The organism is Parafrigoribacterium humi, from assembly GCF_040227205.1.
GTDB classification, from domain to species: Bacteria; Actinomycetota; Actinomycetes; order Actinomycetales; family Microbacteriaceae; genus Parafrigoribacterium_A; species Parafrigoribacterium_A humi.
The window spans coordinates 478826-503310 of sequence record NZ_JBELOA010000002.1 but is presented as its reverse complement, the minus strand read 5'-3'; the positions used below and the strand labels follow the sequence as shown (position 1 = coordinate 503310).

Below are 24485 nucleotides of genomic sequence, written 5' to 3'. Positions count from 1 at the left end.
CGGCATTCACTCCTGAACGCCGCGATTCTGACAGCGGGAGGGGGAGTTCAATGACCGCGACCGTCACCCCGCACAGCGTCATTGCGCCGGTCCCGGATCCCCGCGTGCACGGAGTGCGGTCGATGCGCCTGCGTACCCTGGCCATCGGGATCGGCCTGCTCGCCGCTGCGATCTCCTTCGCCGGCTCCTGGGTTCCGTCATTCTGGGGCGATGAGGCCGCGAGCATCATGTCAGCAGAGCGTCCCGTCTCCACGCTGTTCCCGATGCTCGGCCGCGTCGACGCGGTTCACGGGCTGGCTGGACGGTATCGGACACCGTCTGGGCGATGGAGATGAAGCCAGCGGGGGCATCCGTGCCCGCAGACGTGCTCGAACTCCGTCAGCTGGGGTTCCAGGTGCAGCACGAATATTCGGTGCACCGCACCGTCATCTACGAACTCGGCAGGAGCGGTTCATGAAGCAGGGAGACACCTTGAGCAGGACACTCGTCATCATTCCGACCTACAACGAGCGGGAGAACCTTGAGTCGATGGCTCAGCGCGTGCTGCACAGCGACCCGGACATCGAACTCCTCATCGTCGACGACAACTCACCGGATGGCACGGGCGCGCTCGCCGAGGACCTCGCGTTCCGCGAACCCCGCCTGCACGTGCTCCACCGCCCGGGCAAGCAGGGGCTCGGCGCCGCATACCAGGCGGGCTTCCGCTGGGGACTCGGCCGCGGCTACGAGGTGCTCGTGGAGATGGACGGCGACGGCTCCCACCAGCCCGAACAGCTCCACCGCCTCCTCACCGCGATCGCTCATGCCGACATGGTGATCGGCTCGCGCTGGGTCGCCGGAGGACAGATCGAGAATTGGCCGCTGCGACGGATGCTGCTCTCGCGCGCGGGGAGTCTCTACGCGAGGATCGCCCTCGGGCTGCCCTTCCACGACATCACGGGCGGGTATCGGGCGTTTCGGGCATCGGCGCTGGACGCCATCGACCTGTCCACCGTCGCGAGCGAGGGCTACTGCTTCCAGATCGACATGCTGTGGCACGCGTATCGACAGGGGCTGCGCATCGCCGAGGTGCCGATCACGTTCGTCGAGCGCCAATTCGGTGTCTCTAAGATGGGCGCAGGTATCGTGAAGGAGGCCATCACGCGAGTCACCCTGTGGGGACTCGCGGGGCTGCCCGCCAGACTGCTCTCCCCCGCACATCGATACACCACGCCGATCCACCAACAGGAGGCCGCACATGTCGCGTGAGGCCAGGGTCGCATTCCTGCGGGAGCTCGTGACCTTCGGCCTGGTGGGCGGCGTCGGCCTGGTCGTCGACATCGTGGTGTTCAACGCGCTGAGGACCACCGTGCTCTCCCCCGACTTCGTGCACGAGGGGCCGCTCTGGGCCAAGGTGATCTCCACGACGCTCGCGATCGGGTGCAATTGGATCGGGAACCGATTCTGGACCTACCGGGATCGCCGTCGCAGCGACGTCGTGCGCGAGGGCATCGAGTTCGCCGTGGTCAGCGGTGCGGGCATGGCGATCGCGCTCGGCTGCCTGTGGGTCTCGCACTACCTGCTCGGATACACCTCGCTGCTCGCAGACAACATCGCGACCAACGTCGTCGGCCTCGCCCTCGGAACGGCCTTCCGCTTCGCGCTCTACCGCTGGTGGGTGTTCGGGGCTTTCCGTCGGAACCGCCATTCCTGGCCGAATCCGATCGCCACGACCTCGCACCCTGCAGCCTCGATCCCCGCGGATGTCGGAGGCAATTGACATATTCGAATGTATGTTCGAATATGGGGGAATGCCTCCCGCCAGCACAGCCGTCGCACCCCGGGAAGGGGCTGCTCGCGAGACGGTGCGCGAGCTGCAGGCGCGGATCGGGCGGATGCAGGCGACCAAGCTCGATGCCCGCGCCATCCCCACGCACGCGGCCCTGTCCGGCCTGCTCCCCGGTGGCTCGCTCAAGCAGGGCGCGAGCTACTCGGTCGAGGGTTCGCTGACCCTTCTCATGGCTCTCCTGGCCGGGCCATCGGCGGCCGGATCGTGGTGCGGGGTGGTCGGGGTTCCGGAGTTCGGGATCGAGGCCGCCGTCGCCCAGGGAATCGCACTCGAGCGGTTGGCGCTGGTGCCGCATCCCGGCGAACACTGGCTGACGATTGTCGCGGCCCTGGCCGACGTGCTCTCGGTGGTGGCCGTCCGTCCGCCGAAGCGGGTGGGCGATGCCGTCGCCTCGAGGCTGGGCGCGCGGATCAGGCAGCGTGGCAGCACGCTCCTCGTGCTGGGCGGGTGGCCGCAGAGCGAAGCCGTTCTCGGCCTCTCGGAGAGCCGGTGGAGCGGCGTCGGCGATGGCCACGGCTACCTGGCTGCACGGCAGGCCACGGTGACCGTGGTCGCACGCGGCGGGCGTCAACGCAGCGGGAGGCTGTGGCTGCCCGATCCGGAGCAGCAGTTTCGGCCGGTTGAGGCGCAGCAGTTTCCTGCAGTGCGGAGGGCCGCGGGATGACAGGCCGTCCCGTGTCGGCAGCCCGCAGCAGTTCGGCGATTCGCCGTGGGCAGATCGACCGCACCATGGTGCTCTGGTGTCCGGACTGGCCCGTCACGGCAGTGCTGCTGGCCAAGGGACTTCCCCCGGATGCGGCGATCGCGCTGGTGGATCGCGGTCTCGTTTTCGCCTGCTCGGCCACGGCCCGCCGCGAGGGGGTTCGACGGGGGCTCCGGGTGCGGGAGGCCCAGTCGCGCTGCACAGCGCTGCTGGCGCTCCCCTACGATGCCGCACTCGACAGCCGGGCCTTCGAGCCGGTGATCGCCGCCATCGAAGAGACCATGCCGGGGGTGCAACTGCTGCGCCCCGGCACCTGCGCCCTCCGCATCCGCGGCCCTGCCCGATACTACGGCGGAGAAGAAGAGGCCGCGCTGTGGCTGCTCGACCGGCTCGATGCCGCGGGCATCCACGGTGCCAGGGTCGGCATTGCGGATGGGCCGTTCACGGCCGAGCGCGCGGCGAGGCTGCAGAGGCACCAGAGGATCGCGATCGTTCCGGAGGGCGAGTCCGCGTCCTTCCTCGAACCGCTGCCCGTCGGCCTCCTGGACCAGCCGCAGCTGGCGACCCTGCTGCGCCGTCTCGGCATCCGCACGCTCGGGGACTTCGCCGCGCTGCCCGGCATGGCGGTACGGGACCGTTTCGGGGAATCCGGCGCACGGCTGCACGCGCTGGCCGCCGGGCAGGACAGCCGACCGATCGTGCCGCGCGTTCCGCCGGAGGAGTTCGACAGCTCGATCGACTTCTGGCCGGGCCTCGACCGGATCGACCAGGTCGCATTCGGTGTGCGGGAGTCGGCCGATCGGTTCATCGAGCGGCTCAGGGCGGCGAAACTGGTGTGCACGGCCCTCCGGGTGGAGATCGAGTCGGAGGCGGGTGAGATCTCCGAGCGCGGCTGGTTGCATCCGCGCTCCTTCACCGCGGCGGATGTCGTCGACCGGGTGCGCTGGCAGCTCCAGGGCGGCAGCAGCGGGGACAGCGGCCTCGGCTCGGCCATCGTCGGGGTGCGGATAACACCGGACAGGGTCGACGCCATCGGCAACCATGAGGAGGGGCTCTGGGGATCGGGGCCGGACGAGCGGGTTCACCATGCCCTCTCCCGGGTGCAGAGCATGCTCGGTCATGGCGGGGTGCTCACCGCGACGGTGAGCGGCGGGCGTACCCTGGCCGACCGCTGCGAACTGACCGCCTGGGGTGACCCGGTGTTTCCCGAAAAGCCCGCAGCCCGGCCGTGGCCCGGCGCGCTGCCCGCGCCCTTCCCCGCGACGGTGTTCCCACTCCCCCAACTCGTCTCCGTGGTGACGGCGACGGGCGAACAGCTCGGCCTGGATGCCCGCGGGATGCTCTCCGGTGCACCGGCGGGCTTTTCCCCCACGAACTCCCCACGCGACTCCCGACCGATCCGGGGCTGGGCCGGCCCGTGGTCGATCGACGAGCTGTGGTGGGATGCCGACCGGGCCCGCAGGGCGGCAAGGTTCCAGCTGCTCGACTTCGATGGCGTGCCCTGGCTCCTGGTCATCGAGGGCGGCTCCTGGTGGGCGGAAGCGAGGTACGACTGATGGGCTGGAACAATCCGCCCATCCCCTGGGCCGAGTTCGAGAGCAAGCTCTCCAACCGCCCGAGTGCGGCCTCTTTTCATGGTGACGGCGGCGACAGTCCGGCCTGGTCACGCAAAAAACCGCGATACGAGCCGCTCCCCCTGCCGCCGGCCGATCCCGCGGCCGTGCCATACGCGGAGCTGCACGCGCACTCCACCTTCAGCTTCCTCGACGGCGCAAGTTCCCCGGAAGAACTGCTCGAGCAGTCCGTGCGGCTGGGACTGCACGCCCTCGCGCTCGTCGACCACGACGGCTTCTACGGCGTGGCCAGCATGGCCGAGGCGGCGGAGGGCTACGACCGGGTCGGTACCGTGTTCGGCGCGGAGCTCTCGCTCGGCCTGGGCGGCCCGCAGAACGGCATGGCAGACCCGGAGGGCAGCCACCTGGTGGTGCTCGCCCGCAAGGAGGAGGGCTACCACCGGCTGGCCGGGGCCATCACCTCTGCGCAGCTGAACGGGGGTGAGAAGGGCAAGCCGCAGTACGAGCTGGCCGAGCTGGCCGAACGGGCCGCGGGCCAGTGGATCGTGCTCACCGGATGCCGAAAAGGGTCGGTGCGCCAGGCGCTGCTCGCCGGGGGCAGGCACGATGGCCCTCCGGCCGCGGCCAGGGAACTCGACCGTCTCATCGAACTCTTCGGGCACGACAGCGTCGTCGTCGAACTCCTCGACCACGGAGGCCCGCTCGACAGCGGCTACAACGACGTGCTCGCGGGCCTTGCCGCCCGCCGCGGGTTGCGCGTGGTGGCGACGGGCAACGTCCACTACGCGCTGCCGGAGCAGCATCGGGTCGCCGCGGCGTTGGCGGCGGTGCGGGCGCGCAGGAGCCTGGAGGAACTGGACGGCTGGCTTCCGGCATCCGGATCGGCGCATCTGCGCTCGGGGGCCGAGATGGCCGCCCGCTTCGCCCGCTATCCCGGGGCCATCGAGACGACGGTCGAGGTGGCAGACGAACTGAGCTTCCGGCTGCGCACCGCCAAGCCGAGACTGCCGAAACAGGAGGTTCCCGAGGGACACACCCCGATGAGCTGGCTGAGGGAACTCGTCTGGGATGCGGTGCCCTCCCGGTTGCCGAAACTGGACGAGGAGGGCAAGGCGCGCATCGAACGGGAGCTCTCGGTCATCGAGAAGAAGGACTTCCCCGGCTACTTCCTCATCGTCTACGACATCGTGAGATACGCGCGCAGCAAGGGCATCCTCTGCCAGGGCCGTGGCTCGGCCGCCAATTCGGTCGTCTGCTACCTGCTGAGCATCACGGCGGTCGACCCGCTCCGCTACCACCTCCCCTTCGAGCGCTTCCTCTCCACCGCGCGCGACGAAGAGCCGGACATCGACGTCGACTTCGACTCCGAACGGCGCGAAGACGTCATCCAATACGTCTATGGGAAGTACGGGAGGCAGAACGCCGCGCAGGTGGCCAATGTCATCCAGTACCGTCCCCGGTTCGCGGTGCGGGACATGGCCAAGGCGCTCGGCTACAGTCCTGGGCAGCAGGATGCCTGGTCGAAGCAGATCGAGCGCTGGGATATGCCCGCGTCCGGTGGCGAGAGCGAGATCCCCGATCCGGTGCTCGATCTCGCGCGGCAGGTCGAGAAGTTTCCCCGGCACCTCGGCATCCACTCCGGAGGCATGGTGCTCACCGAACGACCGGTCGGCGAGGTCGTGCCCATCGAGCACGCGCGCATGGACGGCAGGACGGTGGTGCAGTGGGACAAGGACGCCTGCGCTTGGATGGGACTGGTCAAGTTCGATCTGCTGGGTCTCGGCATGCTCTCCGCGCTGCAGTACACCTTCGACCTCGTGCAGGACAACCTCGGCGAGGCGTGGACCCTCGATTCCATTCCCAAGGAGGAGCAGGGGGTCTACGACCAGCTGTGCCGAGCAGACGCGATCGGCGTGTTCCAGGTGGAGAGCCGCGCCCAGCTGAGCATGCTCCCCCGCCTGCAGCCGCGCGAGTTCTACCACCTCGTCGTGGAGATCGCCGTCGTGCGGCCCGGGCCGATCCAGGGCGGGGCGGTGCACCCGTATGTCCGCCGGAAGAGGGGGTTTGAAGAAATCGACTATCCGCACTCGCGCCTGGAGAAGGTGCTGAAGCGCACACTCGGGGTCCCGTTGTTCCAGGAGCAGCTCATGCAGATCGCCGTGGAGGTCGGCGGCTGCAGCATGGAGGATGCCGACCTGCTGCGGCGTGCCATGGGCTCGAAGCGGGGCAAGGAGAAGATCGAGTCACTGCGGGAGAAGATCTACGCGGGCATGTCGGAGAACGGGATCGTCGGCCGGCAGGCGGACGAGATCTACGCGAGGATCGAGTCGTTCTCCGGCTTCGGCTTCGCCGAGAGTCACGCGCTCAGCTTCGCCCTGCTCGTCTACGCCAGCGCGTGGATGAGGCTGCACTATCCGGCAGCCTTCCTCGCCGCCCTCCTGCGCGCGCAGCCCATGGGCTTCTACTCGCCGCAGTCGCTCGTTGCGGACGCCCGGCGGCACGGCGTCGCGGTGCTGCGGCCGGACATCCTGCGCTCCGGGGTGGATGCCGGGCTCGAGCTGGTCGGCGCACGGACCTCCCCCACGGGCGACGATCGGTGTGTGGACCGGGAGCAGCCTCCGATCGGGCCGTTCGACCGCACCGCGCACTTCGATACCGACGACCACCGACGTGACGGGGCTTTTGCGGTGCGGCTCGGTCTCGCCGAGGTCTCGGGTATCGGTGCGGACCTGGCACAGCGGATTGTCGCCGAGCGCGAGAGTGCGGGTGATTACACGAGCATGGCCGACCTGGTGCGACGGGTCGGGCTCCAGACCGTCCAGCTGGAGTCGCTCGCGGCAGCGGGAGCCTTCGAGTCGCTCGGCCTGTCGCTGCGCGAGGCGCTCTGGGCGGCGGGCGATGCAGCCCAGAATCGGGCGGAGTACCTGGGCGGCAGCATGGTCGCAGTCCAGCCTCCCCTGTTCTCGATGCCCTCCGAGGCCGAGGTGCTGCTCTCCGACCTGTGGGCGACGGGGATCTCGCCCAACGACCACATCATCCGGCACCTCCGCCCGGCGCTCGATCGTCGTGGTGCCCTCAGCTCGACGCAGCTCGCGGAGGCGGAACCGGGCAGGCGGGTCGAGGTCGGCGGGGTCGTCACCCACCGTCAGAGGCCGCAGACCGCGAGCGGCATCACCTTCATGAACCTGGAGGACGAGACCGGCCTGGTCAACGTCGTCTGCAGCGTCGGGGTGTGGTCGCGTTATCGGCGCATCGCACGCGACAGTCGGGCGCTCATCGTCCGCGGCATGCTGGAGCGCTCCCCGGAGGGAGTCACGAACCTCATTGCCGACCGTTTCGAGCCGCTCGAGATCCTCGCCCAGACGAGTTCTCGGGACTTCCGCTGACCAGATAGATCCCCGCGGCTCTTATGCCGAGGTGGCCAGACCCCGCTCGGCTCGTGCCAGCAGCACGCAGGTGCACAGGCCGTCGATGGCGGCCCGCACGTCTTCGAGCGAAGCGAAGCTCGGGGCGATGCGGATGTTGGAGTCGCGCGGGTCGTCGTGGTACGGGAAGGTGGCCCCGGCCGCGGTCACCGCGATGCCCGCCTGCTTCGCGAGCTCGACCGCGCGGCTGGCGCAGCCCTCGCCCGCCTCGAGGCTCACGAAATAACCGCCCGCCGGAACGGACCATTCGGCAACACCGGCCAGGCGCGCCGTGAGGATCTGCTGCACGACGTCGAAACGCGGCGCGAGGATCGCGCGGTGCCTGCGCATGAGCTCACGCACGCCGTCCGCATCCTTCAGAAAGAGCGCGTGGCGCAGCTGGTTGAGCTTGTCCGGCCCGATGGTTCTCGCGGAGCGGTAGCCGCGCAGCCAGGAGACGTTCGCCTCTGAGGCTCCGAAGAACCCGACGCCGCCGCCGGGGAAGGTGATCTTCGAGGTCGAGGCATAGACGAGCGGACGGTCGGCGTTACCGGCGGCAGCGGCGAGCCCGAGCACGTCGATCACGGCGGGTGTCTCGTCCGTGAGGTGGTGCACGGCGTAGGCGTTGTCCCACATGAGGCGGAAGTCCGGCGCGGCGGTCGGCATCCCGACGAGGCGGCGCACCTCGTCTTCGGAGTAGGTGACCCCGGTGGGGTTCGAGTACATCGGCACGCACCACATGCCCCGGATGCCCGCGTCCTCCGCCACGAGGCGCTCGACGCGATCGAGGTCGAGCCGTCCGTCCACGAAGGGCACCGGGATCATCCGGATCCCTAAGGACTCACAGATGGTGAAGTGCCTGTCATAGCCGGGAACCGGGCACAGGAAGGCGAGGTTCTCGACGTCCTTCCACGGGGCGCTGCCCCCGGGAACACCGTGCAGCATCGCCGTCGAGACGGTGTCGTACATGATCGGCAGGCTCACCGTGTCCGGCGCGAGAAGCTGGTCTACCGGGATGCCCAGCAGCTCACCGAAGATGGTGCGCAGCTCGGGCAGCCCGTCGAGGCCGCCGTAGTTGCGCAGGTCCGTCCCTACCGCGTCGCGGTATTCGTCGCCGGGCAGGGACAGCAGTGCGTTCGAGAGGTCGAGCTGCTCGGGCGAGGGCTTGCCCCGGGTCAGGTCGAGGGTGAGCTTCTTGGCTTGCAGTTCTCGGTAGCTGTGCTCCAGCGAGGTTTCGGTCACCCGATTAACGTTACCGGCCCGAGCCCGTGCGTTTGCGCAGCAGATCGATGCGCGATTGCAGTTGTGTAACGCTCGCCTGGGCCACCGCCGGACCACCGCACATCCTGCGCAGTTCCGCGTGGATGAGCGCGTGCGGCTCCCCGCTCAGCTTGGCCCGCATCCCCACCAGACTGTTGAGCAGGGTGCGCTGTTCCTTGAGGGTGCGGTAGAGCGGCGGAGGTGGTTCCTCGCCTGCGGCGATCTGCCTGCGTCTGCGGTCCTCACCCCGTCTGGCCTGCCTGGCCTGCCTGGCGCGCAGGAGGTCGCGCACCTGTTCTGGTTCGAGGAGTCCCGGGATGCCGATGAAGTCCTCCTCCTCGAGGCTGCCGGGCTCCGCGGCGTAGCCGAACTCCGTTCCCTCGTAGAGCACGCGGTCGAAGTTCGCCTGCGACTCGAGCGCCTTGAAGTCGAACTCGTAGAGGTTCTCCGCGGACGCGGACTCCGAGCTGTTCGCCTCCTCCACGAGCTGGTCGTCGAGCAGCAGTTCCCCCGTGCCTCGGTCGAGGGCGTGGTCGCGCTCGAGCTCCATCTGGCTGGCCAGGGCCAGGATGCTCGGCACGCTCGGCACGAAGATGGACGCGGTCTCTCCGCGACGCCTCGTGCGCACGAAGCGACCGATCGCCTGCGCGAAGTAGAGCGGTGTCGATGCGGAGGTCGCATAGACGCCGACTCCGAGGCGTGGGATGTCGACGCCCTCCGAGACCATGCGCACCGCGACGATCCAGCGCTCTGACGACTTGGAGAAGCTCGCGATTCGCTCGCTCGCCGCCTTCTCGTCCGAGAGCACGACCGTGGGCATGCGGCCCGTGATCGACTTCAGGAGTTCGGCGTAGGCGCGCGCGGCGAAGTGGTCCGTGGCGATGACGAGTCCGCCGACGTCCGGAACGGCGGCCCGCACCTCACTCAGCCGCCGGTCGGCCGAGCGCAGCACCGACGGCATCCACTCGCCCTCGGGGTCCAGCGCGGTGCGCCAGGCCTGCGCCGTGACGTCCTTCGTGTCGCCCTCGCCGAGCCTCGCCTCCATCTCGTCACCCGTGCGGGTGCGCCAGCGCACCTTGCCGGCGTAGGCCATGAACATCACGGGGCGCACGACGCCGTCCTTCAGCGCGCGGCCGTAACCGTAGGAATAGTCGGCCCGCGAGGTGCGGATGCCGTGCTCGTCCGGGTAGTAGGTGACGAACGGGATGGGTGAGGTGTCCGAGCGGAACGGCGTCCCGGTGAGCGAGAGGCGCCTGGCCGCCGGTTCGAAGGCCTCGCGGATGGCGTCACCCCAGCTGAGTGCGTCCCCGCCGTGGTGCACCTCGTCGAGGATCACGAGTGTGCGCGCGCCCTCGGTGAGTCCTCGGTGCAGCGTCGGCCTCTTCGCGACCTGCGCGTAGCTGACGGCGATGCCGTGGTAGTGCCTCGCCTGTCTGCCATGGCTGTTCTTGAAGCCGGGGTCGAGACGGATGCCCACCCGGTGTGCCGCGTCGGCCCACTGCCGCTTGAGATGCTCTGTCGGTGCCACGACGGTGATGCGGTCGATCGTCTTGCGCGCCAGAAGCTCCGCGGCGAGCCGGAGGGCGAAGGTGGTCTTCCCTGCGCCCGGCGTTGCGGCGGCGAGAAAGTCGCGCGGTTCCCTCTCGAAGTAGGCCTCGAGCGCCTCTTCCTGCCAGGCGCGCAGCTTGTCTGCCGTGCCTCGTGCCGCGCGCTCGGGGAAGGAGGGAGAGAGATGCTCCGCCGCCGAGGTGCCGACCTGGTAGCCGAAGGGAAGCGGAGTACTCACTTGAAAAGACATTACCCGGTGCGGGTTGGCATGCCGTCACAAGGTGATGCATCGTTGATTCCATGACACAGGAACATCCGTGGTCGCGTTACGTCGCCGTCGGCGACTCCTTCACCGAGGGAATCGGGGACCCGGAGCCGAAGAGTCCCGGTGGCTTTCGCGGCTGGGCCGATCGCGTTGCCGAGGTGCTGGGAGAGGGCACGGACGACTTCGCCTACGCGAACCTCGCCATCCGCGGACGGCTGCTGCAGCAGATCCTCGACGAGCAGATCGAACCGGCTCTTGAGCTGCGGCCCGATCTCGTGACGATCTCCGCGGGCGGCAACGACATCATTCGCCCGAACACCGATCCGGATGACGTGGCAGAGCGCCTCGAGGGCGGCGTCGCACGCCTGCGCTCAGACGGCGCGACCGTGGTGCTGTTCAACGGACCGGACATCGGCATGACTCCCGTGCTCGGCCGGGTGCGCGGCAAGGTCGCGATCTACAACGAGAACCTGCGGGCGATCGCCTCGCGGCACGACCTCGTCGTCGCCGACATGTGGGCGCTGAGGGAACTCAAGGACCCGCGCATGTGGGCGCCCGATCGGCTGCACTTCTCCCCCATCGGCCACAACACGATCGCGCGGATGGTGCTTGACGCTCTGGGTGTGGAAAACGACCTCGAACCCTATTCGCCGGAGCCGCTGCCTCCGCGTCCATGGCGCCAGGCGAGGGTCGAAGACATCGGCTGGGCGCGCGAATACCTCGTGCCCTGGGTGATCCGGCGCATCCGTCACCAGTCCTCCGGAGACGGGATCAGCCCCAAGCGTCCCGGCGATGGGGAGGCCTGGCGCAGATAGTGCGGGTCAGCCGGTGGCTCAGCGCCCGAACTGGGTCGCGGCCGGGCAGTCGAACGGGTCTCCCCCGGCCGCGAGCCCCACGCGGTTGAGGTACCTCACGACGATCCCGTAGGACTCCACGAGCGTCGTCTCGGTGTACGGCACCGTGTGCGTCTCGCAGTACTCCTTCGCGATCTCCTGCGCCTTGGCCAGGTGCGGCCTCGGCATGTTCGGGAACAGGTGGTGCTCGATCTGGTAGTTGAGTCCGCCCATGAAGGTGTCCATGACCCAGTTGCCCTTGATGTTGCGGGAGGTCAGCACCTGGCGGCGCAGGAAGTCGACCTTGCTGTCGTGATCGAGGATGGGCATCCCCTTGTGGTTGGGCGCGAAGGTCGCGCCCATGTAGACCCCGAACACTGCGACCTGCACACCGATGAAGGCAAACGCCATGCCGAGCGGCAGGAAGAGGAAGATCACCGCGAGATACGCGCTGATCCTCGTGACCAACATGGAGATCTCGAGCCAGCGCTTGTCGACCCTGCCCCGGCCGAACACCGTCTTGAAGCCGAGGATGTGCAGGTTGATGCCCTCGAACATGAGCGCGGGGAAGAACAGGTAGCCCTGGCGCTTCGTCGCCCATGCGTAGAGGCCGCGGGCTTTGGACGCGTCCTCCGGGGTGAACGAGACGAAGTCGCGTTCGATGTCCGGGTCCTTGCCGAGGATGTTCGGGTTGGCGTGGTGCCTCGAGTGCTTGGTCATCCACCATGAATAGCTGATGCCGACGAAGAAGTTCGCGAGAACCCGCCCTACGACGTCATTGACCTTGCCTGAGGCGAACACCTGGCGGTGTGCGGCTTCGTGGGCGAGGAAGGCGTACTGGGTGAGGATCACGCCGAGCCCACCCGCGATGAGCAGCTGGTACCAGCTGTCCCCCAGCAGCACGAAACCCGCGATCGCCCCCGCAAGGCCGAGAGTGAGGATGCCGAACATCATCAGGTAGAAACTGGTTCGCTTCTCGAGCAGGCCGGCGTCCCTCACGGTGCGCAGCAGCGCCGAGTATTCGGTCGTCGGATTGGCTCGGCTCCCACCCACGCGAGTCCTGGTGAAGGTGACGACGGGAGCTGCGGCAGAATCGGCCACGATACCTCGTTTCGGGGAATGACTTCCCAGCCGAGTAACGAAGCGGGCGCTCCTGGATACCTCCGACTCTAATGACACTGGCTGTGAATGGCGTGAACGTAATACACTTTCGCCATACATTCCCATAGGGGAATAGAAGTTATCAGAGTTGCAGTGGATTGCCCAACCGCCACAGGATGCCCGGGTCTGCGATGCCTCGATCGAGCGACAGCGGCACGGTGATCTTCGTCGTTCCCACGGTGAAAACAACGCTTCCGACTCGCTCCCCCGCCTCCGCGAGGCCGGTTCTCTTCGTCGTCACCTTCGAGGTGATCGGGGTGTCTGCCCAGACAACCACCGGATGATTCGATTCCGCGACGGCGTGCACCGTGGAGTCCCACGGTGTGGAATACCGCGCGAAGCTCTGCCCCACCGTGGTGAGGGTCACGCTGTGGAAGCCCTTCTTTGCCGTGCTGATCAGGCTGCGCACCGCCGCGTTGAGCGAGGGATGGTCCACGCCGCCCAGGACGACGCCGACGAGGGTGATCTTCCGGTCTCCGACGGTGAATCTCGAGGAGAACAGCAGGCAGGCGCCTGCTTCGTCGAGCGTGCCGGTCTTGATGCCGTCGACCCCGTTGTGACCGAGAAGCCTATTCGTGTTCGTGATGGTGCCCACGTACGGAATCGTCACGCTTGTGGTCGACACGATGCGCGCGATGACCGGATTCGCCAATGCGAGCTTGCCGATGGCCACCAGGTCATCCGCTGTGCTCGTGTTCCCCGGGTTCATACCGGAGCTGTCGAGAAGTGTTGTGTGGGTGAGGCCGTGGGCGGAGAGCCAGCTGCGGGCAGCCTCGAGGAATGCGGGCTGCGAGCCGAAGGCCCAGCTCGAGTACGACTCTGCGTAGTTGTTCGCCGAGGCGATGAGCATGACCTCATTGACCTGTAGCTGGCTCAGGGACATCCCTGCTCGCACCGGCTTCGTCTCGCCGTTCCGTGCCATGTACGCGTGCACGAGCGACGCGTCGTGCGCGTCGAAGGTGATGGTCGGCCCCGATTCGCCGAGGGCAAGCGGCTTGGCGTCCAGGACGACGAGACTCGTGATGACCTTCGTGATGCTGGCGATCGACCGCGGTGTCATATCCGCCCCGCTGCCATCGGCACTCGCCAGGATGCCGGGGAAACCGATGGCACCGATCGCACTCGAGCCGAAGCCCGGCCAGTCCAGCGCTGCCGCAGGCTGGGTCTTGGCGGGTGCGGACTGCACCTGCGCGGCGACCGGAGGGACAGGCGCCAGCAGGGTCACCGGCAGATAGATCCCTGCCGAAAGCACGACTGCCGCCGTGGTGAAGACGGAGAGTCGCCTGGCGAGGTAGTTGGGTCGTCGAGGCGGCTGCACCCGCCCATGATAGTTCGACGGCGTGGAGTTACCTGACCCGAAGCGCCCACAGCGCAACCGCGCTGGCCGAGGCGACGTTGAGCGAATCGACCCCGTGCAGCATCGGGATCGTGACCACGGTGTCCGCGTTGCGCAGGGCGTGATGGCTCAGGCCGTCACCCTCTGTTCCGAACAGGATCGCGAGGCGCTCCGGTGCATCGGCCGCGAAGTCATCCAGATCGACGGCGACGTCGGAGAGCGCGAGTGCCGCGAGATGGAAGCCGGATGCCCTGAGGATGTCCGCGCCCTCCGGCCAGTCCGGCAGCCTGGTCCACGGCACCTGCAGCACCGTTCCCATGCTCACGCGCACGCTGCGACGGTAGAACGGGTCCGCACAGCGCGGGGTGATGAGCACGGCATCCGCGCCGAGACCGGCTGCGGCACGGAAGATCGCACCGACGTTGGTGTGATCGACGATGTCCTCGAGCACGACGACCCGTCGCGCGCCCGCGATGAGCTCGCCGACGGGAGCGAGTGGCGGTCTGTGCATCGCGGCCAGTGCACCGCGGTGCAGGTTGAAACCGGTGAGGGTCTCCAACAGCTCCCCCGGCCCGACATAGATCGGAACATCATAGGGGGCGAGAAGCCGTTCCATCTCGGGAAGCCACTGCTCCTGCACGAGAACGGAGCGCGGCCGATGTCCGGCCTCCAGCGCGCGCAAGATGACCTTGCTCGACTCCGCGATGTAGAGTCCGCCGGCTGGCTCGCTGAGCCTGCGCAGCGCGACATCGGTGAGGCGGGAATAGTCCGCGAGCCCCTCATCGCCCAGGTCGGTGATGCGGACTATCTGCACGAGAACTCCCTAAGCTGTGAAGTGCGATGTCAATGCGGGAGGAGCGGATGTGACCACCGATTCTCCGGCGACACTTCCAGCGGCGATGGCGACAGCTTCCGCTTCCGCACTGGAACGCGCGGTGGAACTGCTCGCCGGGCGCAGCATCGCGGTACTGACCGGAGCAGGTGTGAGCACCGACTCCGGCATCCCAGACTATCGCGGAGCGGGAGCCCCGGTGCGGACGCCGATGACCTTCGAGAAATTCCTCTCGGGCGAGGAATTCCGCAGGCGCTACTGGGCTGGAAGCCACCTCGGCTGGAAGCGTTTCGACGGTGCGAGACCGAACGCGGGGCACTTCGCCCTCGCCAGGCTCGAGCGCGACGGGGTCACGAACGGCGTCATCACCCAGAACGTCGACGGACTGCATCTCAGGGCCGGATCGGAGCACGTCGTGGATCTCCACGGCACCATGCACAGGGTGCGCTGTCTGAACTGCGGCCAGACCTTCGCCCGTGACGACATCGCCCGCAGGATCAGCGAGGCGAACCCCTGGCTCGACCTCGACGAGGCGCGCGAACTCGGGCCTGACGGCGACGTCGTCTTCACCCACCTCGACGACTTCGCGGTGCCGGAGTGCACGGTCTGTGGCGGGATACTCAAGCCCGAGGTCGTGTTCTTCGGCGAGTTCGTTCCGAAGGAGAAGTTCCACGAGGCACTCTCGCTCGTGCAGTCCGCCGACGCGCTCCTCATCGCAGGGTCATCACTCGCGGTCAACTCTGGCATCCGCTTGCTCGATCGGGCGGTCAAGCGCCACATTCCCATCGTGATCGTGAACCGCGGGGCGACCAAGGGAGACTCTCGCGCCGACGTCACGATCGACGCGGGCACCTCAGAAGTGCTCACGACACTCGTGGAGAGGCTGGATCGGTAGTCTGGAGAGAGTTGTGGCGTGACCGGGCCACGCCGAGCGGAGAAAGCGATACCGATGACTCTTCTGTACCTCGTGCGGCACGGTGAGACCGATTGGAATCGCCAGCGGCGCATCCAGGGCAGCACGGACATCCCGCTCAACGACACCGGGCGCGCACAGGCCGCGCGCGCGGGCGCGCTGCTCGCCAGGCGCGAGTGGGACGGCATTCTTGCCAGCCCGCTCTCTCGCGCATACGAGACGGCGCGAATCATCGCGGATCGGGTCGGGCTCGAGGCACCGGCCACCCTCGACGAGGTCGTCGAGCGCGCGTACGGGGATGCCGAGGGCCTGAGCGCCAGGCAGCTCGAGCGTCGCTTCCCTCCCGGTGTCGCCGTGCCGGGCAGGGAGAGCAGGGAGAGCGTCGCGGCGAGGGTGCTTCCCGCACTGCTGCGGCTGGCGGAGGGCCACCTCGGCCAGCGCTTCATCGTCGCCACCCACGGAGGGGTGATCCGCACCGTGCTCAACGCGGTCGCGCCCGGCGTCGCGGGTCACCGCGGTGTGCCGATCAGCAACGGATCGATCCACAGCTTCCGGCTGAACGACGGCGCACTCGAACTCGTGGCCTTCGATGACCCGATCGACGATGCCTCGATCGAACCGGGCGCCGCGGACCTCACGCAGCAGAACGCGATGGAGCGACGGGAGCCCGATCTCCGCTAGGAGCGCTTCGCCGCGGGAACGAGCGAACTGAGCAGCGTCAGCAGGGTCTGTGCGCCGATCTCCCAGTTGAACTCTGCGCCCTGCCTGCGGGCGAGCGTGGAGAGGTGCGCCCAGCGGTTCTCATCGTCAACGGCAAGGACGGCATCCGCGAAGGCCCGCGGATCGTCCTGATCGAAGAAGGTCGCGGCCGTTCCCCCGACCTCGCGGAAGACCGGGATGTCGCTGATCACGAGCGGAGTCCCCTCGATCATCCCCTCGATCAGCGGGATGCCGAAGCCCTCGTCACGACACGCCGAGACCATGGCGACGGAGTCGCGCAGGTGTGCCCGGTACTCGTCGTCACTCACCCCGTTCTCGAACACGATCGAATTCGCTGGGGCGAGGGCCGAGAGCCGGTTCCTCGCCTCGTCGCTGATGCGACTCAGCAGGTGCAGCCTGTACCCGGGCAGGAAGTGCAGGCCCGCGGCCAGTGTCTCCACGTTCTTGTTCGGCATGAAGGTTCCCATGTAGACGAGCTTCTTCGTACCGGGATGGCTTCGCACCGGAGCACCGGAGTCCGGTACGCCGGGGCGGATCACCGTGATCGGACGCTTGGTCAGCGAGACCTCGCGCATCTCACGCTCGCAGTTGTACGAGCCGGTGACCACGGCGTCCGCACGATTGAGCGTGATCCGCTGCGGCCAGTAGAACAGGTGGAATGCCCGCCAGCCTGCCCTGATCGCCCAGCTGAACTCCTTGGGAGGCGTGCGCGTGCGGTAGAAGACCATGTCGTGCAGCGTGAGCACGAGCTTGAACCTGCGACCGATCGAGCCGATCATCTGCATGGGACTGAAGACGACATCCGGATGCTCGCGGTTGAGCGAGAGAAGCGAGATCCAGGGCTCGAGAAGGCTGGTTCCCGGGCGCGCCATGATCCACGGCAGGTCAGGGAGCATCTTCAGCTGGCGCTCGTCGCTGATGAGCATGGTCACGGGGTGCAGCCTGGAGAAGGCCTCGACCAGCCCAGCCGTGTATCGACTGATTCCGTCGTGCCGCTCGAATCGGGTGTAGCGGCAGTCGAAGATGACCTTCATCGTTCGCTCGGTACCTCCAGGAATTCGCGAATGGCCTCTGCCGCGAGATCGGGGACCTCGTAGTGGATGAGGTGGCCGACGTCGGGCAACACGGTGAGGCTCGCGTGGGGAAACAGTTTCTCGAGCTCGTACTGCGCAGACACCGGAGTGATGTCGTCGAGCTCCGCGGCGACGAGCAGGGTGGGCACGTCGATCTTCGCGGCGAAATCGCTCACGTCGGCGCTGATCGACGCGTCGAAGGCCTCGACCACGACGTCCCGGCTGGCGAAGTTGTTGAAGTAGGTGTGGTGCTCGGAGTGGATCCACCTGCGCAGTGCCTTGTCGTGCGTCTTGGCGAGGCTCACGCTCATGAAGTGCACGATGAGCCAGCGCTTGAGCAGGAAGCTGCCCACCCTCTCCGGGAGTTTGCCTGCGAGGCGGTAGTACAACACGGTGAGTTTCGTCGCCAATGGTCTCGGCCCCTCGAGGCCCGAGACGGCGATCGGGTTGATCAGGATGAGCTTCGGCGTCTTCAGACCGAGGACGATCGCCTGGGACGAGATGATCGAACCGAAGGAATGCCCGAGCGTGACCGCGGTTCCACCGAGGCCGAGAGCGTCGATGAAGGCGATGAGCCAGCGGGCGTAGCCCTCGATACTGTGCGGCACCTCGGTCAGCGGTGTCGACTCACCGAATCCGGGGAGGTCTGGGCTGATCCAGCGCACCCCGGGAAGCTGCGCGATGACGGGCTCGAGCCCGTGATGTTCCCCCCGGTACCCATGCGCCACGACCACGGTCGTGGCAGCATCGGGGTCACCGTACACCCAGTACCGGGTGATGCCGCCCAGGAGAGCCACCTCGTGTTTTTCGATGGGGACCTTGGCGAGCAGGGCGGCAAAGGGAGAATTGACGTTCATTTGACTTCAGTCTACGGATTTCGGCTCAGGCAAGCGTTTGCAGGAGGGACTTAGACTCGGAGATAGCACTTTGTTACCGTTTCAGCCGTCGTCGAGGGGGCGCCGTGAGCTTCACCGCACCTATCCAACTGCCAGGGCTTACTCTCGACCCGCAATGGTACAGGCGATCGGTGTTCTACGAGGTCATGGTTCGCTCGTTCGTCGACAGCAACGGCGACGGCGCCGGGGACATCCAGGGGCTGATCTCGCGCCTGGACTACCTGCAGTGGCTCGGCGTCGACGCACTCTGGCTTCCGCCGTTCTTCCAATCCCCCCTGCGCGACGGCGGCTACGACGTCTCGGACTTCCACGCGATCCTTCCGGAGTTCGGCACGCTCGACGAGTTCAAGGATCTCGTGACCAAGGCGCACGAGCGCAACATGCGCATCGTCATCGACTACCCGCTCAACCACACCTCCGACCAGCACGACTGGTTCCAGCAGTCCAGGAGCGACCCGGAGGGGCCGTACGGCGACTACTACGTCTGGAGCGACACGGACGACAAGTATCCGAACATCAGGATCATCTTCGTCGACTCCGAGGAGTCGAACTGGGCGTTCGACTCTGTTCGTCGGCAGTTCTACTTCCATCGCTTCTTCTCGCACCAGCCAGACCTCAACTTCGAGAACGCCGCCGTCCAGGAGGATGTCATGGAGGTCATCCGCTACTGGATGGACCTCGGTGTCGACGGTATTCGCCTCGACGCGATTCCCTACCTCTACGAGTCGGAGGAGGGTAACGGAGAGGGTGAGGCGCCGACCCACGACTTCATCAAGCGGATGCGGGAGATGGTCGATCGGGACTACCCCGGCCGCATCCTCATCGCCGAGGCGAACCAGTGGCCGCGGGAGGTCGCTGCCTTCTTCGGCACGGAGGAGGAGCCGGAGTGCCACATGGCCTTCGACTTCCCGGTGATGCCCCGCATCTTCTATTCGCTCAGGTCGCAGCAAGCCGACGAGCTCGTGCGCGTGCTCTCCGAGACCACGGACATCCCGGAGGGCGCCGGATGGGGCGTGTTCCTGCGCAATCACGACGAACTCACGCTCGAGATGGTGTCGGAGGAGTACCGCCAGGCCATGTACGGCTGGTACGCCTACGACCCGAGGATGCGTTCCAACATCGGCATCCGTCGACGGCTCGCTCCCCTGCTCGACAACTCGCGGGCGGAGCTCGAACTCGCTCACGCGCTGCTGTTCTCTCTTCCGGGAAGCCCCTTCCTCTACTACGGGGACGAGATCGGGATGGGCGACAACATCTGGCTGCCCGACCGAGACAGCTCGAGAACGCCGATGCAGTGGACCCCGGATCGCAACGCGGGATTCTCCTCCGCGGACCCCGGCAAGCTCTACCTCCCCGTCGTGCAGTCGCTCGTCTACAACTACACGCTCATCAACGTCGAGTCGCAGCTCGCCCAGTCGCGTTCTCTGCTGCACTGGGTTCGCAACGTCATCCACGTGCGCAAGGCCCACCCCACCTTCGGGCTCGGATCGCTCACGGTGCTCGAGACCGATCACGAGTCCGTACTCGCGTTCGTGCGCTCCTATCCGGGTTCTGGCACGCAGTTCGGCGATTCGAGCGAGGACGTGCTCTGCGTGTTCAGCTTCGCCCACAATCCCGTCTCGGCCACGATCACTGCGGAGCAGTTCGCCGGATCGGCCCTCTTCGATCTTTTCGGCGGAAGCGAGTTCCCGTCGTTCAACGACGACGGATCACTCACGCTGACCCTGGGAACACAGAGTTTCTACTGGCTCCACGTGGGCACTCCCGGAAATGCCGGTGGTCGGCCATAGGCTGGCAGCGTGACTACAACTTGGTATGACGAACTCGGCGTCTTCGACCTGGAGACCACAGGAATCGATGTAGAGACGAGCCGAATCGTTTCGGCCACCGTCGCGGTCATCGATGCGGACGGCGTGGTGCGTGAGCGCACCGACTGGCTCGCAGACCCCGGGGTCGAGATTCCTGCCCAGGCCAGTGCCGTGCACGGCATCACGACGGAACGCGCGCGGGCAGAGGGGCGGATGGCCGCGGAAGTCGTCGCAGAGATCGTCGCCTCACTCAGCTCGCTCCTGGAGCGCGGCGTCGCGGTCACCGTCTACAACGCGTCGTACGACCTCACACTGCTCAACCGCGAGGCGCGCAGGCACGGTATCGCCCCGCTCGACTCCCCCGCACCCATCATCGACCCGCTCGTGATGGACAAGGCGGTCGACCGCTACCGCAAGGGCAAGCGCACGCTCGAGTTCGCGGCACGGTTCTACGGAGTCGAATTGCTCGACGCCCACGACGCGGGCGCGGATGCCATTGCGGCGGGGCGCGTCGCCCAGGCGATCGCCCGGCGCTATCCGGAGAGGCTCGGGGCCGATGTGAACGAACTGCACGAGCTGCAGGTCGGCTGGTGTGCGGAGCAAGCTGCCAGCTTCCAGGAGTACATGCGGCGCAGCAGGCCGGACTTCACGGCATCCGGTGCCTGGCCGGAGCGGTAAGCCGGCTGGAGCCGGGGTGTGTCAGGCGCCGAAGCCCTTGTAGCGCGAGTTGAACTTCTCGACGCGGCCGGCGCTGTCGAGGATGCGCTGCTTGCCCGTGTAGAACGGGTGCGACTCTGACGAGATCTCGACGTCGATCACGGGGTAGCTGTTTCCGTCTTCCCAGTCGATCGTCTTGTCGCTGCTCACGGTGGAGCGCGTCAGGAAGGTCGCCCCCGACGCGAGGTCGCGGAAAACGACCGGAGCGTACGTGGGGTGGATGTCAGACTTCATCGTTATTCCTTGACTGTGACGTAGATGTGTTGCGGATGGTTATAAAAGATTCGGCAGAGAAGGCCGACTAGAAATGCTACCAGAACTAGGCGGCCCGTGCGGAGAAGCGCCCCTGGCTGTGCTGCACCTCGAGCTCGAGGCCGTAGGTCTCGCTGAGGTTCTCAGAGGTGATGACCTCGTCGATCGCGCCGGCGGCCTGCACGGAGCCGTCCTTGAGCAGCAGGGCATGGTCGAAGCCACGCGGGATCTCTTCGACGTGGTGGGTCACCATGACGATTGCCGGGGCGTGCGGTGCGCTCGCGTAGCCGCCGAGCAGCTGCACGAGCTCCTCCCTGGCTCCGAGGTCGAGGCTCGCGGCCGGCTCATCGAGCAGCAGCAGCTCAGGGTCGGTCATCACGGAACGGGCGATCTGCACGCGCTTCTGCTCTCCGTCGCTCAGCTCTCCGAAGAGGCGGTTCTCGAAGGCGTCGAGCTTCCACTCGGCGAGCACGCGCTGCGCACGCCGGACATCGATCTCCTCGTAGCTCTCGTTCCAGCGTCCGGTGACGGAGTACGCGGCCGTCAGGACGACGTTCAGCACGGTCTCCGTCGCGGGAATCCGGCGCGCGAGCGCCGTCGACGCGAACCCGACGCGAGGGCGGAGTTCAAACACGTCGACCCTGCCGAGCTGGTCATCGAGGATGTGCGCGGTACCGGAGGTGGGGTGAAGCATTGCGGCACAGACCTGAAGGAGCGTCGTCTTGCCCGCGCCGTTAGGGCCGAGGACAACCCAGCGCTCGTCATCGGCGACGGTGAGGTCGACGGAGTCGAGGATGGGATTGCCGTCGCGGACGATCGTGACGTCGGAAAGCTCGAGAACGCTGGCCATGCCTCAACCCTAACGCGCCACGAGAGAGCGATAGATCTCCTGGGTCTTGCGACTGATCATGTCCCACCCGAACTCGTGTTCTGCCCTGGCCCTGCCTGCCTCGCCCATCCGATTTGCGCGCTCGGGATCGCTGATCACCTCGATGATCGCCGCCGCGAGGTCCCGCACGAAGGCGTCCGGGTCCTCCGGGGTCCCCGTGCCATCGTGGAGCTGCTGGATCGGCACGAGGCGGCCGGTCACGCCGTCATCGACGACCTCCGGGATGCCCCCGGTCGCCGTGCCGACAACGGGGGCGCCGCACGCCATGGCCTCGAGGTTCACGATGCCGAGTGGCTCGTAGACCGAGGGGCACACGAAGGTGGTCGCCGCGGTGAGCACGGCGGAGAGCTCGCGCCCGCTGAGCAGTCGCTCCAGCCAGACCACGCCGGTCCTGTGCCGCTCGAGCTCGGCGACGCCTGCCCGTACCTCAGCGAGGATCTCCGGGGTGTCCGGTGCACCCGCACAGAGCACGAGTTGCACGTCTTCGGGAAGGAGTGCCGCGGCGCGCAGGAGATACGGCAACCCCTTCTGGCGAGTGATCCTGCCGACGAAGACCACGGTCGGCCGCTCAGGATCGACGCCGAGTGCGCGCAGGAGCTCGTCGTCGTGCACGGGCTGCCAGCGCTCCAGGTCGATTCCGTTGTGCACGACGTGCACCTTGTCTGCGTCGAGGAACGGGTAGGAGCTCAGGATGTCCGTGCGCATGCCGTGACTGACCGCAATGATTGCGTCGGCATCCGCGAAGGCATTGCGCTCGAGCCAGCTCGAGACGCGGTATCCGCCACCGAGTTGCTCCGCCTTCCAGGGGCGCAGGGGCTCGAGGCTGTGCGCGGTGATGACGTGGGGAATGTCGTGCAGGAGCCGCGCGAGCTGCCCAGCCCCGTTCGCATACCAGGTGTGGGAATGCACGAGATCGGCACCGGCGACGTCCCGCGCCATCTGCAGGTCGACGCCGATCGTCGCGATGGACGGATTCGCGCCACTGAGCTCTGCGGGCACCAGATAGCTCTGCACGCCCTCCTCGTCTCGCGGGGCGCCGAAGCACCGCACCCTGACGTCGAGGTCTGCGCGGAGGGAGCGGACCAGTTCCGCTACGTGCACTCCAGCACCGCCATAGACCTCCGGCGGATATTCACGGGTAACGACATCGACTCTCACATGAGGAACGCTAGTACACGGCCACCTCTCCCCCGTACTCTGGGAGCATGGTGGCCAAGAAGATATTCGGAATCGTGCTCGCCGGCGGAGAGGGCAAGCGACTCATGCCGCTCACGGCGGATCGCGCCAAGCCCGGTGTGCCATTCGGAGGCAACTATCGCCTGATCGACTTCGCCCTCTCCAACCTCATCAACTCTGGCCTGCGGCAGATCGTCGTTCTCACCCAGTACAAGTCGCACAGCCTCGACAGGCACGTCTCCCAGACCTGGCGGCTGTCTGGGCTCACCAACTCCTACGTCGCATCCGTGCCCGCCCAACAGAGGCTCGGCAAGCGGTGGTTCGCGGGGTCAGCCGATGCCATCCTGCAGAGCCTCAACCTGTTGCGTGATGAGAAGCCCGACATCGTTGTCGTCGTCGGTGCTGACCACGTCTACCGCATGGACTTCAGCCAGATGATCGATGCCCACATCGCCTCGGGCGCGGGCGTCACGGTCGCGGCGATCCGCCAGCCGATCGCGCTCGCGGACCAGTTCGGCGTGATCGAGACCAGGGTGGGCGATCCGACCAGGATCGCCGCCTTCCACGAGAAGCCCAAGAACCCGACGGGTCTGGCGGACTCGCCCGGTGAGGTGCTCGCATCCATGGGCAACTACGTGTTCGACGCGAGGGTGCTGATCGATGCCGTACTGCGCGACGGCGAACTCGCGGACTCCAACCACGACATGGGTGGAGACATCGTGCCGGACTTCGTCTCGCGCGGCGACGCCGCCGTGTACGACCTCAACCGCAATGAGGTGCCTGGCGCGACCGATCGTGACCGGTACTACTGGCGCGATGTGGGAACCATCGACTCATTCTTCGACGCGCACCAGGACCTCATCTCGGCCCTTCCCATCTTCAATCTCTACAACTCGGAGTGGCCCATTCACAGCCAGCAGCTGAACTCACCGCCGGCGAAGTTCGTCCGTGACGCGCATGGAAACGTCGGAACGACCATCGACTCGATCGTCTCGCTCGGCTCACTGCTGTCCGGTGCCCACATCGAGCGCAGCGTGCTCGGCCCGTGGGCGACGGTGGAATCCGGAGCCCACGTCACAGACTCGATCGTCTTCGACCGGGTGAGGATCGGGCCGAACGCCCTCGTGCGCAGGGCTATTCTGGACAAGGAGGTCGTGGTTAACGAAGGCGCGACTGTCGGTGTGGATCCCGAGGCCGACAAAGCGCGAGGATTCACCGTCACGGACTCCGGCATCACCATTGTCGGTAAGGGTGTCCACGTCGTTTGAACCCGCATCGCGCTGACCGTCTCCTGGCG

23 protein-coding genes are annotated in these 24485 nt (G+C 67.0%); 13 read left to right on the top strand and 10 right to left on the bottom strand.

What is annotated here, in order from left to right:
- Positions 1 to 50 precede the first annotated feature (50 nt).
- From ABUA28_RS06675 to ABUA28_RS06645, 7 genes are read left to right on the top strand one after another with little or no spacing between them, the layout of a single operon-like run.
- A complete protein-coding gene (locus ABUA28_RS06675) occupies positions 51 to 335 on the top strand; it encodes a hypothetical protein (protein ID WP_349903244.1) in 285 nt (94 codons plus the stop codon).
- Positions 326 to 457, top strand: a complete 132-nt coding sequence (locus ABUA28_RS06670; protein WP_349903243.1) for a hypothetical protein — start codon at positions 326 to 328, stop codon at positions 455 to 457. The genes ABUA28_RS06675 and ABUA28_RS06670 overlap by 10 nt, the downstream gene beginning before the upstream one ends.
- Positions 454 to 1248: a polyprenol monophosphomannose synthase gene (locus tag ABUA28_RS06665; RefSeq protein ID WP_349903241.1), complete on the top strand. Its 795-nt coding sequence runs from the start codon at positions 454 to 456 to the stop codon at positions 1246 to 1248. The genes ABUA28_RS06670 and ABUA28_RS06665 overlap by 4 nt, the downstream gene beginning before the upstream one ends.
- On the top strand, positions 1238 to 1759 hold the full coding sequence (locus ABUA28_RS06660) for a GtrA family protein (protein ID WP_349903239.1): 522 nt from the start codon (positions 1238 to 1240) through the stop codon (positions 1757 to 1759). Before ABUA28_RS06665 ends, ABUA28_RS06660 begins: the two co-directional genes overlap by 11 nt.
- Positions 1760 to 1790: 31 nt before the next feature.
- Complete coding sequence (locus tag ABUA28_RS06655) at positions 1791 to 2492, top strand: hypothetical protein (RefSeq protein WP_349903238.1); 702 nt, start codon at positions 1791 to 1793, stop codon at positions 2490 to 2492.
- Positions 2489 to 4087 carry a DNA polymerase Y family protein gene (locus ABUA28_RS06650; protein WP_349903236.1) on the top strand — a complete coding sequence of 533 codons (1599 nt, stop codon included), beginning with the start codon at positions 2489 to 2491 and terminating at the stop codon, positions 4085 to 4087. Before ABUA28_RS06655 ends, ABUA28_RS06650 begins: the two co-directional genes overlap by 4 nt.
- The gene (locus ABUA28_RS06645) at positions 4087 to 7491 is read left to right on the top strand and encodes an error-prone DNA polymerase (protein ID WP_349903234.1); all 3405 of its coding nucleotides are present in this window, start codon (positions 4087 to 4089) and stop codon (positions 7489 to 7491) included. Before ABUA28_RS06650 ends, ABUA28_RS06645 begins: the two co-directional genes overlap by 1 nt.
- A gap of 21 nt (positions 7492 to 7512) precedes the next feature.
- Here the strand turns inward: ABUA28_RS06645 and ABUA28_RS06640 are convergent, their stop codons facing one another.
- A complete protein-coding gene (locus tag ABUA28_RS06640) occupies positions 7513 to 8751 on the bottom strand; it encodes an aminotransferase class I/II-fold pyridoxal phosphate-dependent enzyme (RefSeq protein WP_349903232.1) in 1239 nt (412 codons plus the stop codon).
- A 10-nt stretch (positions 8752 to 8761) separates the two neighbouring features.
- Positions 8762 to 10555 carry a DEAD/DEAH box helicase gene (locus ABUA28_RS06635; RefSeq protein WP_349903231.1) on the bottom strand — a complete coding sequence of 598 codons (1794 nt, stop codon included), beginning with the start codon at positions 10553 to 10555 and terminating at the stop codon, positions 8762 to 8764.
- Between the two features lie 62 nt (positions 10556 to 10617).
- Between ABUA28_RS06635 and ABUA28_RS06630 the strand changes: the two genes are divergently transcribed.
- Positions 10618 to 11397: an SGNH/GDSL hydrolase family protein gene (locus ABUA28_RS06630; protein ID WP_349903229.1), complete on the top strand. Its 780-nt coding sequence runs from the start codon at positions 10618 to 10620 to the stop codon at positions 11395 to 11397.
- Between the two features lie 18 nt (positions 11398 to 11415).
- Here ABUA28_RS06630 and ABUA28_RS06625 read toward each other — a convergent pair whose 3' ends face one another.
- The 3 genes from ABUA28_RS06625 to ABUA28_RS06615 all read right to left on the bottom strand — a co-directional run bounded on the left by ABUA28_RS06625 (position 11416) and on the right by ABUA28_RS06615 (position 14726).
- Positions 11416 to 12516 carry a fatty acid desaturase family protein gene (locus ABUA28_RS06625; RefSeq protein WP_349903228.1) on the bottom strand — a complete coding sequence of 367 codons (1101 nt, stop codon included), beginning with the start codon at positions 12514 to 12516 and terminating at the stop codon, positions 11416 to 11418.
- Positions 12517 to 12658: 142 nt separating this feature from the next.
- The gene (locus ABUA28_RS06620; protein ID WP_349903226.1) at positions 12659 to 13894 is read right to left on the bottom strand and encodes a D-alanyl-D-alanine carboxypeptidase family protein; all 1236 of its coding nucleotides are present in this window, start codon (positions 13892 to 13894) and stop codon (positions 12659 to 12661) included.
- 28 nt (positions 13895 to 13922) lie between these two features.
- A complete protein-coding gene (locus ABUA28_RS06615; RefSeq protein ID WP_349903224.1) occupies positions 13923 to 14726 on the bottom strand; it encodes a TrmH family RNA methyltransferase in 804 nt (267 codons plus the stop codon).
- A gap of 85 nt (positions 14727 to 14811) precedes the next feature.
- Here ABUA28_RS06615 and ABUA28_RS06610 point away from each other — a divergent pair, with 85 nt between their 5' ends.
- Both ABUA28_RS06610 and ABUA28_RS06605 read left to right on the top strand, forming a co-directional pair.
- Positions 14812 to 15639, top strand: coding sequence for a Sir2 family NAD-dependent protein deacetylase (locus ABUA28_RS06610; protein ID WP_349903298.1), 828 nt, complete (start codon positions 14812 to 14814; stop codon positions 15637 to 15639).
- A 54-nt stretch (positions 15640 to 15693) separates the two neighbouring features.
- Complete coding sequence (locus tag ABUA28_RS06605; protein ID WP_349903223.1) at positions 15694 to 16338, top strand: histidine phosphatase family protein; 645 nt, start codon at positions 15694 to 15696, stop codon at positions 16336 to 16338.
- Here ABUA28_RS06605 and ABUA28_RS06600 read toward each other — a convergent pair.
- Together ABUA28_RS06600 and ABUA28_RS06595 are read right to left on the bottom strand one after the other, a co-directional pair.
- Positions 16335 to 17411 carry a glycosyltransferase gene (locus ABUA28_RS06600; protein WP_349903222.1) on the bottom strand — a complete coding sequence of 359 codons (1077 nt, stop codon included), beginning with the start codon at positions 17409 to 17411 and terminating at the stop codon, positions 16335 to 16337. The two genes, ABUA28_RS06605 and ABUA28_RS06600, sit on opposite strands and share 4 nt — an antisense overlap.
- Positions 17408 to 18307 carry an alpha/beta fold hydrolase gene (locus ABUA28_RS06595; RefSeq protein WP_349903220.1) on the bottom strand — a complete coding sequence of 300 codons (900 nt, stop codon included), beginning with the start codon at positions 18305 to 18307 and terminating at the stop codon, positions 17408 to 17410. Before ABUA28_RS06595 ends, ABUA28_RS06600 begins: the two co-directional genes overlap by 4 nt.
- A 104-nt stretch (positions 18308 to 18411) precedes the next feature.
- Here ABUA28_RS06595 and treS point away from each other — a divergent pair, with 104 nt between their 5' ends.
- Both treS and ABUA28_RS06585 read left to right on the top strand, forming a co-directional pair.
- Positions 18412 to 20136: a maltose alpha-D-glucosyltransferase gene (treS, locus tag ABUA28_RS06590; RefSeq protein ID WP_349903218.1), complete on the top strand. Its 1725-nt coding sequence runs from the start codon at positions 18412 to 18414 to the stop codon at positions 20134 to 20136.
- A gap of 9 nt (positions 20137 to 20145) precedes the next feature.
- On the top strand, positions 20146 to 20832 hold the full coding sequence (locus ABUA28_RS06585) for an exonuclease domain-containing protein (protein ID WP_349903216.1): 687 nt from the start codon (positions 20146 to 20148) through the stop codon (positions 20830 to 20832).
- Between the two features lie 21 nt (positions 20833 to 20853).
- Here ABUA28_RS06585 and ABUA28_RS06580 read toward each other — a convergent pair whose 3' ends face one another.
- The 3 genes from ABUA28_RS06580 to glgA form a co-directional block, all read right to left on the bottom strand.
- Positions 20854 to 21105 (bottom strand): type B 50S ribosomal protein L31, encoded by a 252-nt coding sequence (locus ABUA28_RS06580; protein WP_349903215.1) that lies wholly within the window; start codon positions 21103 to 21105, stop codon positions 20854 to 20856.
- Between the two features lie 85 nt (positions 21106 to 21190).
- Positions 21191 to 21973 carry an ABC transporter ATP-binding protein gene (locus tag ABUA28_RS06575; protein ID WP_349903213.1) on the bottom strand — a complete coding sequence of 261 codons (783 nt, stop codon included), beginning with the start codon at positions 21971 to 21973 and terminating at the stop codon, positions 21191 to 21193.
- Between the two features lie 9 nt (positions 21974 to 21982).
- On the bottom strand, positions 21983 to 23170 hold the full coding sequence (gene glgA / locus ABUA28_RS06570; RefSeq protein ID WP_349903211.1) for a glycogen synthase: 1188 nt from the start codon (positions 23168 to 23170) through the stop codon (positions 21983 to 21985).
- A 47-nt stretch (positions 23171 to 23217) separates the two neighbouring features.
- Here glgA and ABUA28_RS06565 point away from each other — a divergent pair, with 47 nt between their 5' ends.
- On the top strand, positions 23218 to 24456 hold the full coding sequence (locus ABUA28_RS06565) for a glucose-1-phosphate adenylyltransferase (RefSeq protein WP_349903210.1): 1239 nt from the start codon (positions 23218 to 23220) through the stop codon (positions 24454 to 24456).
- The last annotated feature ends 29 nt before the right edge of the window (positions 24457 to 24485 follow it).

What these genes read in the sequence shown, in the direction of transcription:
- ABUA28_RS06675 (WP_349903244.1), top strand. Translation starts at nt 51, where the DNA reads ATGACCGCGACCGTCACCCCGCACAGCGTCATTGCGCCGGTCCCGGAT.
- ABUA28_RS06670 (WP_349903243.1), top strand. Translation starts at nt 326, where the DNA reads ATGGAGATGAAGCCAGCGGGGGCATCCGTGCCCGCAGACGTGCTCGAA.
- ABUA28_RS06665 (WP_349903241.1), top strand. Translation starts at nt 454, where the DNA reads ATGAAGCAGGGAGACACCTTGAGCAGGACACTCGTCATCATTCCGACC.
- ABUA28_RS06660 (WP_349903239.1), top strand. Translation starts at nt 1,238, where the DNA reads ATGTCGCGTGAGGCCAGGGTCGCATTCCTGCGGGAGCTCGTGACCTTC.
- ABUA28_RS06655 (WP_349903238.1), top strand. Translation starts at nt 1,791, where the DNA reads ATGCCTCCCGCCAGCACAGCCGTCGCACCCCGGGAAGGGGCTGCTCGC.
- ABUA28_RS06650 (WP_349903236.1), top strand. Translation starts at nt 2,489, where the DNA reads ATGACAGGCCGTCCCGTGTCGGCAGCCCGCAGCAGTTCGGCGATTCGC.
- ABUA28_RS06645 (WP_349903234.1), top strand. Translation starts at nt 4,087, where the DNA reads ATGGGCTGGAACAATCCGCCCATCCCCTGGGCCGAGTTCGAGAGCAAG.
- ABUA28_RS06630 (WP_349903229.1), top strand. Translation starts at nt 10,618, where the DNA reads ATGACACAGGAACATCCGTGGTCGCGTTACGTCGCCGTCGGCGACTCC.
- ABUA28_RS06610 (WP_349903298.1), top strand. Translation starts at nt 14,812, where the DNA reads ATGGCGACAGCTTCCGCTTCCGCACTGGAACGCGCGGTGGAACTGCTC.
- ABUA28_RS06605 (WP_349903223.1), top strand. Translation starts at nt 15,694, where the DNA reads ATGACTCTTCTGTACCTCGTGCGGCACGGTGAGACCGATTGGAATCGC.
- ABUA28_RS06600 (WP_349903222.1), bottom strand. Translation starts at nt 17,411, where the DNA reads ATGAAGGTCATCTTCGACTGCCGCTACACCCGATTCGAGCGGCACGAC.
- ABUA28_RS06595 (WP_349903220.1), bottom strand. Translation starts at nt 18,307, where the DNA reads ATGAACGTCAATTCTCCCTTTGCCGCCCTGCTCGCCAAGGTCCCCATC.
- ABUA28_RS06580 (WP_349903215.1), bottom strand. Translation starts at nt 21,105, where the DNA reads ATGAAGTCTGACATCCACCCCACGTACGCTCCGGTCGTTTTCCGCGAC.
- ABUA28_RS06575 (WP_349903213.1), bottom strand. Translation starts at nt 21,973, where the DNA reads ATGGCCAGCGTTCTCGAGCTTTCCGACGTCACGATCGTCCGCGACGGC.
- ABUA28_RS06565 (WP_349903210.1), top strand. Translation starts at nt 23,218, where the DNA reads ATGGTGGCCAAGAAGATATTCGGAATCGTGCTCGCCGGCGGAGAGGGC.